The following is an 18,237-nucleotide window of genomic DNA, read 5'->3' as shown; positions in this document are numbered from 1 at the left end:
TCTACAGGAGCTGGTCGTGTAGGACTTGCCGGGTGCAAATATACAATCTTTTAAAACTTTGACAATCCTTTAGTTTCTTATTTTTATGAATTAAATTGCCTTGAATTAATTACTTCATCAACTTAAACACCCATTTTCTTAATGAAAATTTTTAATTATTTCTGTATCGTTCTAATTACCAGCTTATTTACTGCCTGTGGAAGTGGCAATCAAAAACCATCTTCCCTATTTGAAATTAGTTTAGAAAAAAATGCAAACCAAGTTCAACAAAATCAAGAAATTGGTATAAGCATTAAAAATAAAAAGAAAAAAGAGATAGAAAATGTAGAATATAGTATTGACGGTGCTCCTTTAAATTTTAATAACGACAAAATTAAAATTGATGTTCCAACCTTGGGCAACAAAATTTTGACCGCTAAAATTACCTTTGATGGTGAAACGGTAAACATCAACAAAAACTTGAAGGTACTTTCTGAAAAAGCTCCGGAAATTTATACGTATACTGTCATTAATGAATATCCACATGACACAAAATCTTATACACAAGGTCTTGAATTCTATAAGGACACTTTATATGAGTCTACAGGTAGAAAAGGTCAGTCTTATTTAAGAAAATTAGATTTTAAAACAGGAAAGGTCTTTGAACAAATAGATTTGGATGAATCCTATTTTGGGGAAGGCATTACTATTTTAAACGATAAAATATACCAGCTAACATGGCAAAGTGGCCTAGGGTTTATTTATGACCTTAACTCTTTTAAAAAATTAGATAATTTTCAATATGGAAAGAGTCGTGAAGGATGGGGATTGACCAATGATGGTTCAAAAATTTTTAAGAGTGACGGAACAGCAAAAATTTGGTTTATAAATCCGGATACGATGACCGAAAACGGTTATATTGAAACAGTAACCAATTCTTCCATTTTTGACTCTGCAAATGAATTGGAATATGTTGATGGAAAAATTTATGCCAATGTATACCAAAAACCTAGCGTTATGATCATTGATAGTAATACTGGCGCCATTGAAGGAGTAATCAATTTCAGTGGTTTAAGCGATATGATCACCAAAACCGAAAATTGGGACAAAACAAACTACGTTCTTAACGGAATAGCATATCACCCGGATCGCAAAACTTTTTTTGTCACCGGTAAATTTTGGAACAAAATGTTCGAAGTCCAAATTGAGAAAAAATAACATATGGCATTCCAAAAAGAACTTGTTGTTGCACATGATGACCTAGACGATTTAAATCATGTCAACAATGTTCGCTACGTGCAGTGGATACAAGATATCTCTAAACAACACTGGCAAACTATAGCAACCAAAAAAATGCAAGAGGAAGTTATCTGGGTGGTACTAACCCATCATATAGAATATAAACGCGCAGCAGTTCTTGGCGACCCTATCCAAATATCAACTTATATAGCCTCTAGCTCTGGTGCCAAATGTGTTAGAATTGTAGAGATGATACATGGCACCACCAAAAAATTACTAGTAAGATCAAGTACTGAATGGTGTCTTCTTGATAGTATAACATATAGACCTTTAAGAATTCCGGAAGCTATTAAAAAAATTTTCCTGTAACTTAGATTTGTCAAACCCCATTTGCGTGCATCTAAAGACCCTATTTATACTTTCTGCCCTATTTGCTCTTCTCTGTAGCACCTCTTGCAGAAAAGATTTTGAATACACTGAAAGTAGTGGCCGTCTTTCATTTTCAAGAGACACTGTTTATCTGGATACGGTATTTACCAATATTGGCAGTAGTACTTACACTCTAAAGGTGTTTAACGACACCAAGAAAGATATTTTAATACCCAACATATCTCTTAAAAATGGAAACGAGAGTTATTACAGGTTAAATGTTGATGGTGTTGCCGGTAAAGAATTTACCAATATTCCCATTTACGCCGAAGATAGCCTTTTTGTTTTTGTAGAAACCACTATAGGTATTACGGACAATTCACTTAATGAATTACTTTACACAGACGCCATTTTGTTCGATAAGGAACCTTTTCAACAAACCGTTGAATTGGTTACATTGGTAAAAGATGCCATATTTCTATATCCACAGGAAAATAAAGAGGAATCGATAGTACTATATACCGATGAAAATGGGAACCCAATTGAAATAGAAGGCTTTGAATTGGCAGATATTCACTTAAATTTTAAAAACGATAAGTCTTATGTTATATATGGATACGCCGTCATCCCCAAGGGAAAAAAACTTATTATAGACCCGGGCACTCGTGTTCATTTTCATCAAAATTCTGGTATTTTAGTACAAGATGAATCATCCCTAATCATTAATGGAAAGCTTAGTTCAAATGACAACGAATTTGAAAAGGAAGTCATATTTGAAGGAGATCGCTTAGAACCTGAATTTGAAAATATCCCCGGACAATGGGGCGCTATTTGGATCGGTGCGGGCAGCAAAGACAACACTATTAATCACTTGACTATTAAAAACGCTGAAATAGGTTTATATGTAGAAGGTCAGATTAATGCCCCAGAAGAAACCTTGAACATCGCAAACAGTCGCATATTCAATAGCGCTAAGTATAATATTTGGGCAAGCAACACAAACATAGTAGCCAACAACTTAGTTCTAGGAGCAGCTGGTAATTCTTCCTTAAAAATTGAAAATGGCGGTACTTATTCTTTTATTCATGCTACCATTGCAAACTATTGGAACAAAGGCTTTAGGTTTAATGCCAGTGTTGAAATCAGTAATACTTCCGGCACTGATGAAAGTGAAAGTTTTGATTTATTTTTAGCTGATTTCAAGAATTGCATTATAGATGGTAATAGCTCAAATGAGATTTTACTACAAAAGAACGATCAGAATATTTTTAACTACACTTTTCAAAATTGCTTTATAAAATTTAATGAAAACCAATCATCTACCAACGAAGATGTTCTTTACGATTTTGAAAATAAAAAACATTATTTAAATATTACACTTAACGGCAAATTAGACTATTTTCAGCCTTTTATGAACGATTATAGAATTGGTTTAGATTCTGAATTAATAAACAAAGGTGATATAAATACCGCAAATAATTATCCGGTTGATATTTTAGGAACACAAAGAATTCCTAATCCTGATTTAGGTGCTTTTCAAGCGAAAGAGAAAGATCAGTAGACAAAACCTAGTACTTTTCGACAGATTTTTCTGTCACAGCCCCTACAAACATTGATTTTATCAAAATGTCCTTCGTTTTTATAAGGACATTCTAGGTTTTCTTTTTCTTACCTATGTTTAAATTAGCGCACACACTATTTTTCATTGAACTATACTTATACCATAATAGATCCTGATGCTGTTTCAAATTTGCAGTTGCATACATTTTTAGACGAATACGGTGATTTTGAATGCGTAAATACAACCAATAATCCTTCAGATGGATTAAACGATATTTTAAAGTACTCTCCAGATATAGTTTTTATCAATCTTAATACCAATTATTCTTCTGTTTTTTTAATGGTTACAGAAATTCATCAATATATGAATCACCTACCCATTTTAATTGGTATAGCATCAACCAAAAATTATGCATATGATGCTATCAAAAATGGATTTTTCGACTACTGGTTGCAACCGTTCAATGAATTTGACATCAGAAAATCGTTATTGAAACTTCAGAAAAGAATGCCAAAAGAGAAGGCGCCAGAGACAATTTGCTTAAAATCATATAACGACTTTCATTATCTGAATACTAATGATATTCTTTATTTAAAGGCAGATAACAATACCACTGAGTTTTTTATGAAAGATGGTGCAATTATAAACGCCTACAAAACGTTAAAGACATTTGAAAAAACTTTGCCGAACAATTTTATGCGTGTTCATCAAAGCTATATTGTAAATACAAGTTACGTTTCTCGTATCAACTTTGGCAAATCTATCTGTTCTATAAAAGCAGTAAATCAAAATATCCCTTTTTCAAAAACTTATAGAGAGAATATGAACAACCTTAAAAACATTCTTTCAAAAAACACCTTTTCTTCACTTAATTAAAGAATTCTCTCACAATTGGTTCATTTACTAATAGAATCAGGCCGTTTACTTAAGACTTATAATAATGTCCTCACAAGCCACTAATCGATATTACTTTGGCTGTATAATTATTTAAGAAACCCCTAAAAACAAGAACAATATGAAAAAAGTAGTTAGTATTTTAGCAGTTGCAATAATGACAATAGGTATGGCAACATCAATTTTTCAAGACACAAACAATGAAGTTGAATACACTAACGATATTACAAAAGCTTCAAATTGCGATGACTGTTCTTTACCACTTGATGATAGAAAACCACCTAAGAAAATTATATAAGTAAATTTTTAAATATAAAAAAAAGGCCTTTAACGATTTCGTTAAAGGCTTTTTTTATAACTTGGATTTTAACAATTATAACATCAGTTTTTCTTGATAAAGTCCATAATTTATTATTCAGCAATCTACATACTTTGTATAAGTTGTTCAAAGAACGCTCCTGCCCCATTGTCAACCGATCAGGCCATTGAAATTGATAACAATTTCAAAAGCGATAGTATTGACGCCTGGATATCTGAAAGTTATGATGATAAAGTTGACCAAAAAATTAAAATAGAGTTACAGCTTAAAGCTTTTCAGTTTATTAAAAACATTGGTAATGATACTCTTAAGTCCAAATACCTATCCAACCTATCTTACAATCAATCACAAATTGTAGACAGCGCATTGTTCCGTAAAATCAACAAGAATGCGATTTCTGTAAATCTTAAAATAAAGGATTCTGCAGCTGCCGCCAATGCATATTGGGATTTAGCTTATTTTTTTCGTAAAAGATCTATAAAAGATAGTGCATTTTACTACTATACGGAAGCACAGAACATTTTTGAAGCCTTAAACGATCGATCCAATTCAGGAGAAATGTATTTGCAAAAGGCTGTTATTCAAATGAAAATTAAAGACTACGTAGGCAGCGAAGCAAATATTATAAAAGCAATTGAAATATATAATTCAATTGAAGACACCAAAGGGTTGTACAAATCTTATAATATACTAGGCATAGTTTTAAACGATTTAAAGGATTATGACAAAGCACTTTCTTACTACAATGAAGCGCTTTATTATTTGGACAAAATTCCTAATTCAGAAATTAACAAGGCTAGTTTAATTAATAATATAGGGGTCATTTACAGGGATAAAAAAGAGTATAAAAAGGCCATAGAAAATTTTAATGAAGTTTTAGGCAAACTAAATATCTACGAAAAACATCCGGTATTATACGCCAAAGCACTTAGCAATCTTGCTACCGCAAAATTATATTTTAAAGACACTGTTGACGTAGAAAAATTATTAAAGAAGGCAATCGATATTAAAGCGCAACAAGACGATACCGGCAGTTTGGCATCAAGCTATCACAGTTATTCTGAATATAAGGCTTACGCTGCAGATACTTTAGGGGCTATTGAAAAAGCCAAAATTGCCGAAAGATTATCAGTGGAAGGAAGCGCTAATGAACAATTGTTAAAAACTTGGCAGTACCTGGCAGAATTAGATAAATCTAATGCCCCTGAATATTTTAAAAATTATACCGAGCTTAATGATAGTTTACAAATAGAAGAACGAAAACAACAGAATAAGTTTGCACGTATACGTTTTGAAACCGATGAATTTATAGCCGAGAATATAGAGCTAGAAAGTGAAAAGGAAACACTCTCCAAACAAAAACAAATATGGATCGGTATAGCAACAGGCTTCTTCTTACTTGGTCTTTCCATTTACATAATAATAAATCAAAGAGCCAAGAATCAAAAACTTCGTTTTGATCAACAACAACAGGCTAATAATCAAGAAATCTTCAATTTAATGCTTATGCAAAAGCAAAAAGTTGATGAAGTTAAGCGCCTGGAGCAAAAAAGAATTTCAGAAGAACTACACGATGGCGTGCTTGGAAAAATGCTTGGAGCACGAATGATACTTACCGGCTTAAACAAAAGGACTACAGATGAGGCAATTCAAGAAAAATCCAAAGCCCTGGGATCCTTACAAGAAATTGAGAACGAGATAAGGTCAATATCTCACGAGCTTAGCCATAGTGCATATCAAAAAATAAACAATTTTACAGATTCTGTCGAAACACTTCTTGCCAATAACAAGAACAATAAAATTAAGACCTACTTCCATTTTAATGAAGATGAAAATTGGGATAGTTTGGCCGGAGAAATTAAAATTAATGTTTATCGTATTATTCAAGAAACATTTCAAAATGCGATCAAACACTCTAAATGCTCCTATTTTGAAGTTACCTTTTATAGAAATGACAATGACTTCAATGTAATTATGAGCGATAACGGCGTGGGCTACAATGTGAACAAAGGTAAAAAAGGCATAGGTATAAGAAATATTACTTCTAGAATGAACAAATTAAACGGAACGTTTCATATAGACTCAAGACAAGGAGAAGGCACTACTATTTCTTTAAATATTCCTATTAAAGAGGATATTAAAAGTAACACCGATAATAATATTTAATTTAAAAACGTTTAGTAAATTATAATAGACCCCGAAACTATGAACACTGTAAGAATTTTAACGGTAGATGACCACGAAATGACAGCTCTAGGATATAAGTATATCCTGGAAGATTCTGATTTTACAGATTTTAATGTTAAAGTTGAAATTGCTACCAGTTTTGAAAAAGGCAAAATAAAAATAGAGAATTCTAAACGTGCAGTACCGTATGATGTTATTCTTTTAGATATCCAATTATTTTCCCCAGAATCAAAAGATCCAAGGACAGGAGTAGATTTAGGTATTGTGGCAAGAGCAGAGGTACCTAAATCAAAAGTCGTTTTCATGTCATCTTACAGCGACAACTATAGAATTAATAACATTTTTAAAACGGTAAATCCTGACGGATATATGGTAAAATCAGAGATAGATGAAATGTCTCTTAAGACTATGGTAGAAACTATAATTAACGGCTCTCCGTATTATACCGCCAGTGCATTGTCAGCTATACGCCGCAGAATGTCCACAGATATCATTATAGATGAGCAAGACCAAAAGATCCTTTACCATCTTTCTCAAGGAATACACACTAGAGATATAGCGCCTTTAATTGGATCTGCCAACACAACAGTTGAAGCCAGAAAAAGACAACTTAAGGCATTATTCGATGTTAAAAACGGTAATGATCTGGCCTTGATCAATGAAGCCAAAACACGTGGTTTCCTCTAGAATACTACTTTTAATAAGTATTTAACTATCAGCCTATTACAAAATACAAAGTTATTTTATAATAATATCCTCTGAAATTCTAAGGTTTTCCTAGGTCAGATTACGAAGTTAGAAAAGTATCTTTATAACAAAGAAATGCTATAAATTTCCACCTATATGCCTTTTAATTTCGAAAATTTCATCAACAATTCAAAATTAGAATATACCAAAGAAATCGTTGGTATAGATACATTTCTAAGTTCCCTAGGATTTCATTATTTTTCAAATGTACAGCTCAACAACAAGCACATTACGTTCAATTCTATTAGTTTAGTATTGGAAGTATCCTGTAATTTAGATCTATTGGAATTACTATCTCATTTTAATACAGGTAGATGGGGAAATAGTGGAACAGAGGAATCTCCGTTACAACATGCTTTAGAAATATTGAATACAAAAAACAAATACAATATTGATATTGAGGAGCTTACATTCTTTTTAAATGACACTAGTATTGTAATAAAACGTATTTACGACAAGAGTATACCCACTCAATTAAATGACATTTTAAAGCAGATTGCATTTAACTATGTTTTTTTAACCAGAGGACTTACTCAAAAACCATATGAAATTTTTGTTCCGATATTTGAAGACAGTTTTGAGAATATGGAAGCTAACGAAGATCAAATTAATACTGCACCAAAAACATATTCGGAATTTTGGGGGATTTACCTTGACAAAGATGATGAAGCATCTATTTATGATGTACTTAAAAATACCTATGTAAGTGGGGATTTAGAGTTTTTATCTGAATAAAAACTCTAAATCTTTTTCAATTTTCAATTAAGCATTAAAAATTGGCCTAGTACTCATCATTGCATTTACTTTTGCTCTTACTTCTTTTATGATAGCTTCATTTTCAGGGTTTGTAATTACCTGATCAATAAAATCTACCACTTTTTCCATATCGCTCTCAACCAATCCTCTAGTTGTAATTGCAGCGGTACCAAAACGTATTCCTGAAGTAACAAAAGGTGATTTGTCATCAAATGGCACCATGTTCTTATTTGCAGTAATATCTGCCAGCACCAAAGCTTTTTCCGCGTCTTTTCCTGAAATATCTTTATTTCTAAGGTCAATCAGCATCATATGATTATCGGTACCATCAGAGATAATATTGTATCCACGTTTAACAAAAGACGTTGCCATGGCATCTGCATTTTTCTTTACTTGTGCTATATATGTCGCATAAGAATCGGTCAGGGCCTCACCAAATGCAATTGCCTTACCGGCAATGACATGTTCCAAAGGACCACCTTGATTTCCTGGGAAAACAGCCAAATCCAACAAAGCAGACATTTTTCTTAAGTTTCCGTTTTTTAACTTGATTCCGAATGGATTCTCAAAATCAGAACCCATTAATATTAACCCACCTCTTGGTCCTCGTAATGTTTTATGAGTAGTTGTCGTTACAATATGACAATGAGGAATTGGATCACTTAAAAGTCCTTTGGCAATTAAACCTGCCGGGTGAGAAATATCTGCAAGTAAAATAGCATTTACACTGTCTGCAATTTTACGAAAACGCTCAAAATCCATATCCCTTGAATATGCCGATGCACCTGCAATAATCAACTTTGGTTGCTCTTTAGTAGCTATTTCTTGAATTTTATCATAATCCAACCTTCCTGTTTCTTTATCAACACCGTAAAATACCGGTGTATATAATCTACCGGAAAAATTAACGGGCGATCCATGTGTCAAGTGACCTCCATGAGACAAATCAAACCCTAAAATCTTATCACCGGGTTTTAAACATGCATGATATACCGCTGCATTGGCCTGAGAACCAGAGTGTGGCTGTACATTAGCATAAGCTGCACCAAAAAGCTCTTTTGCCCTATCAATTGCCAATTGCTCAACTTTGTCCACTACTTCGCACCCGCCATAATACCTTTTACCCGGGTATCCTTCGGCATATTTATTTGTAAGCACAGAGCCTTGAGCCTCCATTACTTGAGGACTAGTAAAATTTTCAGAAGCAATTAGCTCAATTCCATTGATTTGACGTTGTTTCTCTTCTTCAATAAGATTAAAAATTGTGGTATCGCGTTGCATGGTACTATATCTTTTAAATAAGTGGCAAAAATACAAATAGCACTTTTAAAGAAATATAAAAAAGTACACAAACACTTAACTTATTTATTAAAATTAGTTAATAACTACACTCTTTATAGAAACTTAATCCACAAATGGATTGAGCACATTATCGAATATATACTATTACTTATCCCATAACGTTTAATTAAAACCTTTTTGTGGCACGGCTGTTGAATAGCTATTATAAATCCTAAAAATAATAGACATGAGAAAATTTCTACTATTTAGTTTTATCGGAATACTACTTTCATGTAGTGGAGTTAAAAAAACTCAAGAGGCCCTTAATACAGGTAATTATGAAACTGCCATCAACAAAGCGGTTGCTAACATTGCTACAAACAAGACCAAGAAGAGCAACCAACAATACATAATTCTGTTAGAAGAAGGATATAAAAAGAATACAGATAGAGAGCTACAGCATATTAAATTTCTAAAAAAAGATGGCAATGCAAAAAATTATGAGGAAATCTATAATAGCTATGCTAGATTGAAATCTATTCAAGAAAGAATTCGGCCTTTGTTACCATTATACGTTACAGATGAAGGTAGAAAAGCAAATTTCGTTTTTAAAGATTACGATGATGAGCTAATTGCCGCTAAATCAGAATTGTCTAATTTTCTCTATACCAACGCCACTAAAGTATTACAGGAAGCCAATTACAAATCTGATTTTAGAAAAGCGTATAACGATCTTATTTATCTAAATGAGATTAACCCAAACTATAAGGATGTGATGTCTAAAATAGACGAAGCCTATCAAAAAGGGTTAGATTATATAATTGTGGACATGATCAATAATACCGATCAGATAATTCCCAAAAGGCTGGAAGACGAACTATTAAATTTAAATATATTCGGATTAAATTCTAATTGGACAGAATACCATACAAAAAGAATACAAAATCAACTGTATGATTACCAAATGGAAGTTTCATTTCAGAATATTGATATTTCTCCAGAACAGATAAGGGAGAAGCAAATTAGCAAAGAGCGTAAAATTAAGGATGGCTATACCTTTTTAGAGGATAGTAACGGTAACGTTGTTAAAGATAGCCTAGGCAATAGTATTAAGATAGATAAATTTAAAACTGTAAGATGCAATTTTTATCAGTATACACAATACAAAAGTGCCGAAGTTAATGGCGTAGTTAGTTTTGTTGATTTAAAGAAAAAACAAAAAGTAAATCAATACCCGTTATCTAGTCAATTTATATTTGAACATATATATGCCAATTATGACGGTGACAAAAGAGCTTTAAATAATGAGTTAATGTCTTTCTTACAGCTGGCAAGGGTTCCATTTCCCAGTAACGAACAAATGGTATATGATGCCGGTGAGGATTTAAAGAATAATCTTATCGACATACTGAACAAACAACGTTTCAATTAAAAAAGCCCCTTGAATTGGGCTTTTTTTTTAAACGTATTTCTCTAAGTTAATATCTGATATTGCACCATGAGAATCATGCATAACCACTACTCCATTTTTTATGATCAATAATTGAGGAGATTGATGCATTACCCCAAACTTTGATGCTACGGCATTGGACACGTCTCTATTAGCCAACAAATCTAAAAAGTAAAGATCCATTTGCCCATCTTGCAAACTGTAACTACTCTTGAACATATTGAGCACCATTCTGCTTATACCGCAGGTTGTAGAATGTTTAAATATTACCTGAGGCCTACTACTAGATTTTTCTTTAATTGTACCAAGTTGGTCTACGGTATTTAAAGGTATCCAAGGTATATTGGAAGAACCACTTTCACCTTCACTTTTAGAACCAAATAAACCACCAAATATTCCCATAAAATTCTTAATTTAATGTTGTGTATTCATCAAGGAACAACTGACTAATTGTCACCTAATTTCTTTTATTTACAGTCATTTTGTCCTGTAAGTTCAATTGGTAAGATTGTTGACAAATACATATCAAAAGTATTACAATAAACTAAAACCCAAAGAAAATGAACATAAATAATTTTACTATAAAATCACAAGAGGCCATACAACAGGCCCAGCTGATTGCCCAAAATAACGGACATCAGCAAATTGAGAACGAACATATTTTTAAAGCGCTTACAGAAGTTGAAGAGAATGTAATGCCCTTTTTAATAAAAAAATTGGGAATTAACTTTTCATTGGTTCAGCAAATCATAGAAAATGAACTTTTAAGCTTTCCTAAAGTAGAAGGCGGCGATATTCAATTTTCAAGAGAAGCCGGCAAAACGCTAAACGAAGCAAGTATCAGTGCCAAAAATATGGGAGATGAATATGTTTCTATAGAACATCTCTTTTTGGCCATATTAAAATCTAAAAGTAAAATAGCCCAGATTTTAAAAGATCAAGGGGCTACAGAAAAGCATTTAATAGCAGCCATAAATGAATTGCGCAATGGAGAAAAAGTTACTTCACAAAGTGCGGAAGACAGCTATAATTCTTTAAAAAAGTATGCAAAAAACTTAAATGAGCTTGCAGATAGCGGCAAGCTGGATCCTGTTATTGGGCGTGATGAAGAAATTCGTAGAATTCTACAAATTCTATCAAGGCGTACAAAGAACAACCCCATTCTTGTAGGTGAACCCGGCGTAGGTAAAACTGCCATCGTTGAAGGTTTGGCACATAGAATTATACAAGGAGATATTCCTGAAAACCTAAAGGATAAAATAATTTATTCTTTAGATATGGGCGCTTTGATCGCCGGGGCAAAGTACAAGGGCGAGTTCGAAGAACGGCTGAAAGCGGTTATTAAAGAGGTAGTTAGTGCAGATGGCAATATTATATTGTTCATAGATGAAATACATACCTTAGTTGGTGCCGGCGGAGGTCAAGGTGCTATGGATGCGGCCAATATTCTTAAACCAGCTTTGGCAAGAGGCGAGTTACGATCAATTGGCGCAACTACATTAGACGAGTACCAAAAGTATTTTGAAAAGGACAAAGCTCTGGAAAGAAGATTTCAAAAAGTAGTTGTAGATCAGCCAGATACCGAGAGTGCCATTTCTATTCTTAGAGGTATTAAAGAAAAATATGAAGCACACCATAAAGTGCGCATTAAAGATGAAGCGGTAATTGCTGCGGTAGAATTATCACAAAGGTATATCACCAATAGATTTTTACCAGATAAGGCCATTGACCTTATGGATGAAGCCGCTTCTAAGCTTAGAATGGAAATAAACTCCAAACCTGAAGAATTAGATGTTCTTGACCGCAAGATTATGCAGATTGAAATTGAAATAGAAGCTATTAAGCGGGAGAACGACACTCAAAAATTACAGATTCTAAACTTAGATTTGGCAAATTTGAAAGAAGAGCGAAATGAAATTTTTGCCCAATGGGAAAGCGAAAAATCTGTAGTTGACAATATTCAACAGACAAAACTGGACATTGAAAACTTTAAAGCCGAAGCCGAGCGTGCCGAAAGAAATGGTGACTATGGCAAGGTTGCGGAAATTAGATACGGCAAAATAAAAGAAGCTCAAGAAAACCTTACTAAGCTACAAGACAATTTAGCTAAACAGCAACATTCCGGTACGTTGATCAAAGAAGAGGTAACCAGTGATGATATTGCCGAAGTAGTTGCTAAATGGACCGGCATTCCTGTCACAAAAATGTTGCAGAGCGAACGTGAAAAGTTGTTGAAGCTTGAAGAAGTACTCCATAAACGTGTTGTTGGTCAAGAAGAGGCCATTGAGGCGGTTTCAGATGCCATACGTAGAAGTAGGGCCGGCCTGCAGGATTCAAGAAAACCTATAGGTTCCTTTCTTTTTCTAGGTACAACCGGCGTAGGTAAGACTGAATTGGCAAAAACCTTGGCATCATATTTATTTGATGATGAAAATGCCATGACCAGAATAGACATGAGCGAATATCAAGAAAGACATTCGGTCAGTAGACTTGTAGGTGCGCCTCCAGGATATGTAGGTTATGATGAAGGCGGACAATTAACTGAAGCCGTACGCAGAAGACCATATTCAGTTGTATTATTGGATGAGATAGAAAAAGCACATCCAGATACGTTCAATATCTTATTACAGGTCCTTGATGAAGGCAGATTGACCGATAATAAAGGAAGGGTCGCAGATTTTAAAAATACGATTATCATCATGACCAGTAATATGGGTAGCGATATTATCCAAGACACTTTTGAAAATGCCGTAGACGTTTATAGTGCAACCGAAGCCGCAAGGATTGAAGTGCTAGGTCTATTGAAGAAGACCGTTAGACCGGAGTTTATCAATAGAATTGATGACATAGTCATGTTTACACCTTTAACGAAAGATAATATTAAAGAAATTGTTAAGCTTCAGCTAGAGAGTTTAAAGAAAATGCTGGATAATCAGCAAATTACTTTAGATGCCACGGAAGAAGCTATAGATTATTTGGCGGATAAAGGATATGACCCACAATTTGGTGCAAGACCTGTAAAGAGAACTATTCAAAAAGAAGTACTCAATAATATGTCAAAAGCATTGTTGAGTGGTGAAATTAAAGCTGAAAGCGTTGTGTTGTTAGATGCTTTTGATAATGGTCTGGTCTTTAGAAATCAGGAAGAAATAACGGTTTAATATTATTAATTTGTTAGAAAAGCGTTCATATAAAATATATGGACGCTTTTTTTTATAAACAGTATATACCATACAGTATAGATTATTTATATTCGCATTAAAACAGTCTATTATGTCAACCAAAGCCGAAAGAACAACTGCATTTATTATTGAGACTGTCGCACCTGTTTTTAACAAACATGGATATGTGGGCACTAGTATGAGTGATTTAACCGGCGCCACCAACTTAACCAAAGGTGCGCTTTATGGTAATTTTGAAAACAAAGAAGCACTTGCCCTAGCTGCTTTTGAATATAATAGAAGTTTATTACTTTCTGCCATTGACGAGCAATTGTCAATTGACGGCAAGGCCATGGACAAAATTAATAATTTGATCAACTTCTATAAAAAATATGACATTTTTACTTTGAATATGGGTGGTTGCCCTATTTTAAACGTTGGTATTGATGCCCAACACAATAATAAACTACTTGCAGCTGCAGCAAAAGAAACTGTCAAGGAAATTGAAGGAAAAATTGCTTTGGTTTTTGAAAACGGCATTAATAACGGGGAATTTAAACTACCGGTATCTCCTTTGCAATTCTCAAAACAACTATTTACAATTATACAAGGGGCAATTTCAATGGCTACCTTAACAAAGGATCGCAAATACTTATTGAATACGGTTACCTATTTAGATGTTCTTATTAAAAGGGAATTGAAATAAATCTATAATTAGGTAGTAAAGCTATAACAAAAAGTTACCCCTGTGAAAACTATTAGGCTTTCTATTCTCCGGTAACCCTGAATATCCATAATTTATCAGTGTATTTTCCACTTAGTTTAGAGTCCCTAGCTTCTCTGGCTTCCTTTATAAAATTATATTTAGCCAAATACACATAGTTATATTTATTCTTTTGTCTAAAGAATGATTTAGCATTTATTCCACGCTTTTGCATATCTAAGATAAAAGCATCTAAATACTTTTTAGTCCCAAATACATTGGCAATTAGGTAGTAACCTGGCTCTAAGGAACCTTCTTTTGTCACTTCCTCGTATTTTTCCCCAGCCCTAACCTTTACTACTTCATTTTTCATGGCCAAAGCCTGGCTTTGGGCAATAGAATCTTGCCTTTGTTGTTGAGCTAGTGCCAAAGCAGCTGCTTCATTTTTCTTAACCGTTGCTATAGAATCTTGCAATTTTTGCTGTTTCAATGCCTTGGCCGCTACCAAAGCCTGCTCTGCCCTGGCGTTCTCTATAGAATCTTTTCTTCTTCTAATATCCCTTCTTGATTCTTTTACGGCCAATTTTGGTTTACTTGAAGCATTTTGAATACTATCCTTTATTCTTTTATTTTCAATAAGTGCCAAACGCTCTTGTTTCTTAGATTCTCGTTTAAGTGCCAATTTCTCTGCCTTTGTCAATTGATTGGATACAATTACATTATCTTCTTGTTTTACCAAAACATCCTGTTTGCGTTTTTGCTCCTCCGCAATTAACTGTTCTTCAAGTTTCTCCTCTGGTGTACGTAAGGTTCCTAGTTTGTAAGATGTTACCAATTCAAATGACGGATCTTGTCCTTTTAATTCTGAACTTGTTCCTACTTCGATCAATGCACCAAAAGACAATCGTTTAAAGAAACGCCCACCTACACCACCGGAAAACCCGTAAAAACTATTATAACCGGCCTGCGCCCAATATTTATCTGTCGTCAATAATGTAGTCAGCCCTATTTGATTATCCAACCCAGGGATAGTCTTATAATATAGCATAGGTCTTAAAACTGAGTTATCATCCGTACTTAATACACTAACAGGAAAATCATAGCTCACCAAAGTCTGAAACATTCTATCTTCAGGACTTGTGTTACGCTCGTTGGAGGTAAAATTATAATCGAAAAGGTTTTCAGAAACCAATCCAATATTGAACCTGTCTATACTTAAATTAACGCCTGGCGCCATTTGTAATATGAAGTCGTTTTCTGCAGTGGTCTGTATGGGATTCGGTACAAAAAAACGATCGTCCGCTAATTTTTGTTGAAAAGCGAAAACGTTTAAACCAGCACCTAAAATTACTCCATCACTTAATTCTATGGTGTGAGCATAATTTAGAGCAGCTCCCGTATTAAGAAAAATTCCTGTATTATGCTGAAAAAAACCAACACCTGCGGCAGAAACATCATTCAGCCTTGCCGTATAATTTAAGAATAACGTTGTTGGGTCTCCGTCATAAGACTGCCATTGCCATCTAGTCCACAATGCTACAGATGAGGGATTGTTACAATCTAAACTATAAGCCGGATTAATTAAACTACTGTTGTATTCAGTGAGATTTTGCTGCCTGAAATCAGTAGGAAGTACGACCTCTTGGGCCTTAAGACCTAGAACTACAAAACCGATAAGAAGTGCCCCACAATTTTTTTTCATATGCAAAAAAACAAAAAATAGACTATTTATAGTACTATTTTGAAGTAATTTTAGTTATTAAATTAATACACCAAACAAAATTTCATGAAAGCATTAAAAATTGTTCTTTTAATATTTCTAGCAATCAATCTTTCTTGCAAAGATGAGCCAGTAAATGATACAGCGCAAGAACAAACATCAATTTCGACATTTTATCTTATTAGACATGCCGAAAAAAATAGAAACAATCCAGACGATCCTGATCCAGAACTTAACCAAAAAGGATTAGGAAGAGCTATGCACTGGGCAGAAATTCTTGCAGACACGGAACTTAACGCCATTTACTCAACTGACTACAATAGAACGGCAATGACGGCAGCACCTACATCGGTCAAACAAAATATAGATGTACAGTACTACGACCCAAGCACCATTGATATTGCACAATTTAAGGCCGATAATTTAAACAACAATGTCCTAATAGTAGGTCACAGTAACACTACTCCTGAATTTGTCAATAAGTTAATTGACGAACAAAAGTATTATGACATTGAGGATAGCGAAAATGGTACGTTATTTATAGTTAAAATTATTAACGGTACACCTTCTGTTGAAAAATTGATTTTTAATTGTAACTGCCCGGATTAATACTAACAACAATTTATATAGTTAGCAATAAATTTTAAAAGTATAAGACATTCATTGAAATGTTATTACTTTTGCTTGTGATGCAGAATACTATAAACATTAAGAACAAAAGAGCTCGTTTTGAATATGAGCTTTTAGATAAATATACAGCAGGTATCGTATTAGCAGGTACCGAAATCAAGGCCATTAGGGAAGGACGAGCGTCTATTTCAGAAAGTTTTTGTGAATTTAATGATAAAGAGGAGCTTTTTGTAATAAATATGCAAATTGATGAATATTCCCATGCATCTCACTTTAACCATAAACCAAAGGCAGAACGAAAATTACTCTTACAAAGAAGAGAATTAAAAAAACTTAGCAAGGAAGTAAATACTTCTGGTTTAACGATTGTTCCACTACGCGTTTTTGTCAATGAAAGAGGATTTGCCAAAATGCAAATTGCATTGGCAAAAGGTAAAAAACTTTACGACAAAAGAGAATCTATTAAAGATCGCGATAACAAGAGAGATCTTGATCGTATAAAGAAAAATTTTAACGGCTAATTCTTATTCTCCAATAACGGTACAAATCTAAACGAACCGTACTCCGTCTTTGAAAATTCTTTTTCCGTAGTTCTAACGAACAAAGTCATTATTTGTTCTTCAAAACCAATTGGTATTACCAATCTACCGCCAACTTTCAACTGAGATAACAAAGCTTTGGGTACTTCTGGTGCACCAGCGGTTACAATAATTCTATCAAATGGAGCTTCCTTTGGCAATCCTTTATATCCATCGCCAAAAATTACCTGCTTTGGCCTGTAACCCATTTTTTTAAAAAAGATGCTGGTTTTTTTAAACAACTCTAACTGTCTTTCAACAGTATAGACCTTAACTTTTAATTTTAGAAGTACCGCTGTTTGGTAACCGCTACCCGTGCCAATTTCCAAAACTTTTTGCCCTGGTTCCAATTCTAACAATTCAGTTTGAAATGCAACCGTGTACGGATGAGAAATTGTTTGATTGGCAGCTATAGGAAATGCTTTGTTTTGATAAGCATGCCCCTCAAAACTACTCTCCATAAATAAATGCCTAGGTATTTCCCTTACGGCGTCCAAAACCTTTTTATCGGCTATTCCTTTGTCTATCAATACTTGCGCTAAATGATTGCGCATTCCCCTGTGTTTTAAGGTATCTTTCAATGGTAGTCGGTTTGTACCTCAAAGTTAACAAAGTTCTTTATATGATGGTAGTACAAGCAAAAACTTATCCTTATTTTTTTCC

Annotated in this window: 17 protein-coding genes; 13 read left to right on the top strand and 4 right to left on the bottom strand. The window is 33.8% G+C overall.

Annotated features, from left to right (window positions below; genetic code table 11):
- The first annotated feature begins 141 nt into the window (after window positions 1-141).
- The 8 genes from QZ657_RS04965 (at window position 142) to QZ657_RS04930 (ending at window position 8,030) form a co-directional block, all read left to right on the top strand.
- On the top strand, window positions 142-1,197 hold the full coding sequence (locus QZ657_RS04965) for a glutaminyl-peptide cyclotransferase (RefSeq protein WP_291965348.1): 1,056 nt from the start codon (window positions 142-144) through the stop codon (window positions 1,195-1,197).
- Window positions 1,198-1,200: 3 nt separating this feature from the next.
- A complete protein-coding gene (locus QZ657_RS04960; RefSeq protein ID WP_291960252.1) occupies window positions 1,201-1,587 on the top strand; it encodes an acyl-CoA thioesterase in 387 nt (128 codons plus the stop codon).
- A 25-nt stretch (window positions 1,588-1,612) separates the two neighbouring features.
- Entirely contained in the window at window positions 1,613-3,148 is a 1,536-nt protein-coding gene (locus tag QZ657_RS04955; protein ID WP_291965346.1) for a hypothetical protein, read from the top strand.
- Window positions 3,149-3,292: 144 nt separating this feature from the next.
- On the top strand, window positions 3,293-4,024 hold the full coding sequence (locus QZ657_RS04950) for a LytR/AlgR family response regulator transcription factor (RefSeq protein ID WP_291965344.1): 732 nt from the start codon (window positions 3,293-3,295) through the stop codon (window positions 4,022-4,024).
- Between the two features lie 139 nt (window positions 4,025-4,163).
- Complete coding sequence (locus QZ657_RS04945) at window positions 4,164-4,340, top strand: hypothetical protein (RefSeq protein WP_276472337.1); 177 nt, start codon at window positions 4,164-4,166, stop codon at window positions 4,338-4,340.
- A 168-nt stretch (window positions 4,341-4,508) separates the two neighbouring features.
- Window positions 4,509-6,527 (top strand): tetratricopeptide repeat-containing sensor histidine kinase, encoded by a 2,019-nt coding sequence (locus QZ657_RS04940; RefSeq protein ID WP_291965342.1) that lies wholly within the window; start codon window positions 4,509-4,511, stop codon window positions 6,525-6,527.
- Window positions 6,528-6,566: 39 nt separating this feature from the next.
- Entirely contained in the window at window positions 6,567-7,235 is a 669-nt protein-coding gene (locus QZ657_RS04935) for a histidine kinase (protein WP_291960245.1), read from the top strand.
- 156 nt (window positions 7,236-7,391) lie between these two features.
- Window positions 7,392-8,030, top strand: a complete 639-nt coding sequence (locus QZ657_RS04930) for a hypothetical protein (RefSeq protein ID WP_291960243.1) — start codon at window positions 7,392-7,394, stop codon at window positions 8,028-8,030.
- 27 nt (window positions 8,031-8,057) lie between these two features.
- Here the strand turns inward: QZ657_RS04930 and glyA are convergent, their stop codons facing one another.
- Window positions 8,058-9,332 carry a serine hydroxymethyltransferase gene (glyA, locus tag QZ657_RS04925; protein WP_291965340.1) on the bottom strand — a complete coding sequence of 425 codons (1,275 nt, stop codon included), beginning with the start codon at window positions 9,330-9,332 and terminating at the stop codon, window positions 8,058-8,060.
- A 247-nt stretch (window positions 9,333-9,579) separates the two neighbouring features.
- Here glyA and QZ657_RS04920 point away from each other — a divergent pair, with 247 nt between their 5' ends.
- The gene (locus QZ657_RS04920; protein ID WP_291965338.1) at window positions 9,580-10,764 is read left to right on the top strand and encodes a hypothetical protein; all 1,185 of its coding nucleotides are present in this window, start codon (window positions 9,580-9,582) and stop codon (window positions 10,762-10,764) included.
- Window positions 10,765-10,791: 27 nt separating this feature from the next.
- On the opposite strand, the gene ytxJ is transcribed toward QZ657_RS04920, so the two are convergent.
- Window positions 10,792-11,184: a bacillithiol system redox-active protein YtxJ gene (gene ytxJ / locus QZ657_RS04915; protein ID WP_291965337.1), complete on the bottom strand. Its 393-nt coding sequence runs from the start codon at window positions 11,182-11,184 to the stop codon at window positions 10,792-10,794.
- Between the two features lie 158 nt (window positions 11,185-11,342).
- Here ytxJ and clpB point away from each other — a divergent pair, with 158 nt between their 5' ends.
- Both clpB and QZ657_RS04905 read left to right on the top strand, forming a co-directional pair.
- The gene (gene clpB, locus QZ657_RS04910; protein ID WP_291965336.1) at window positions 11,343-13,943 is read left to right on the top strand and encodes an ATP-dependent chaperone ClpB; all 2,601 of its coding nucleotides are present in this window, start codon (window positions 11,343-11,345) and stop codon (window positions 13,941-13,943) included.
- 112 nt (window positions 13,944-14,055) lie between these two features.
- Complete coding sequence (locus tag QZ657_RS04905; RefSeq protein ID WP_291960235.1) at window positions 14,056-14,649, top strand: TetR/AcrR family transcriptional regulator; 594 nt, start codon at window positions 14,056-14,058, stop codon at window positions 14,647-14,649.
- Window positions 14,650-14,710: 61 nt separating this feature from the next.
- Here QZ657_RS04905 and QZ657_RS04900 read toward each other — a convergent pair whose 3' ends face one another.
- The gene (locus tag QZ657_RS04900) at window positions 14,711-16,348 is read right to left on the bottom strand and encodes a PorP/SprF family type IX secretion system membrane protein (protein WP_291965333.1); all 1,638 of its coding nucleotides are present in this window, start codon (window positions 16,346-16,348) and stop codon (window positions 14,711-14,713) included.
- An 84-nt stretch (window positions 16,349-16,432) separates the two neighbouring features.
- On the opposite strand from QZ657_RS04900, the gene QZ657_RS04895 reads away from it, so the two are divergent.
- Both QZ657_RS04895 and smpB read left to right on the top strand, forming a co-directional pair.
- Window positions 16,433-16,975 carry a SixA phosphatase family protein gene (locus QZ657_RS04895; RefSeq protein ID WP_291965331.1) on the top strand — a complete coding sequence of 181 codons (543 nt, stop codon included), beginning with the start codon at window positions 16,433-16,435 and terminating at the stop codon, window positions 16,973-16,975.
- A gap of 80 nt (window positions 16,976-17,055) precedes the next feature.
- Window positions 17,056-17,517, top strand: coding sequence for an SsrA-binding protein SmpB (gene smpB, locus QZ657_RS04890; RefSeq protein ID WP_276472326.1), 462 nt, complete (start codon window positions 17,056-17,058; stop codon window positions 17,515-17,517).
- Here the strand turns inward: smpB and QZ657_RS04885 are convergent.
- Window positions 17,514-18,155 carry a protein-L-isoaspartate(D-aspartate) O-methyltransferase gene (locus QZ657_RS04885; RefSeq protein ID WP_291965329.1) on the bottom strand — a complete coding sequence of 214 codons (642 nt, stop codon included), beginning with the start codon at window positions 18,153-18,155 and terminating at the stop codon, window positions 17,514-17,516. The two genes, smpB and QZ657_RS04885, sit on opposite strands and share 4 nt — an antisense overlap.
- Window positions 18,156-18,237 lie beyond the last annotated feature (82 nt).

It is taken from the genome of Maribacter sp. (genome assembly GCA_020629415.1).
Classification (GTDB): domain Bacteria; phylum Bacteroidota; class Bacteroidia; order Flavobacteriales; family Flavobacteriaceae; genus Maribacter; species Maribacter huludaoensis.
This window is presented reverse-complemented; position numbering and strand designations above follow the sequence as displayed.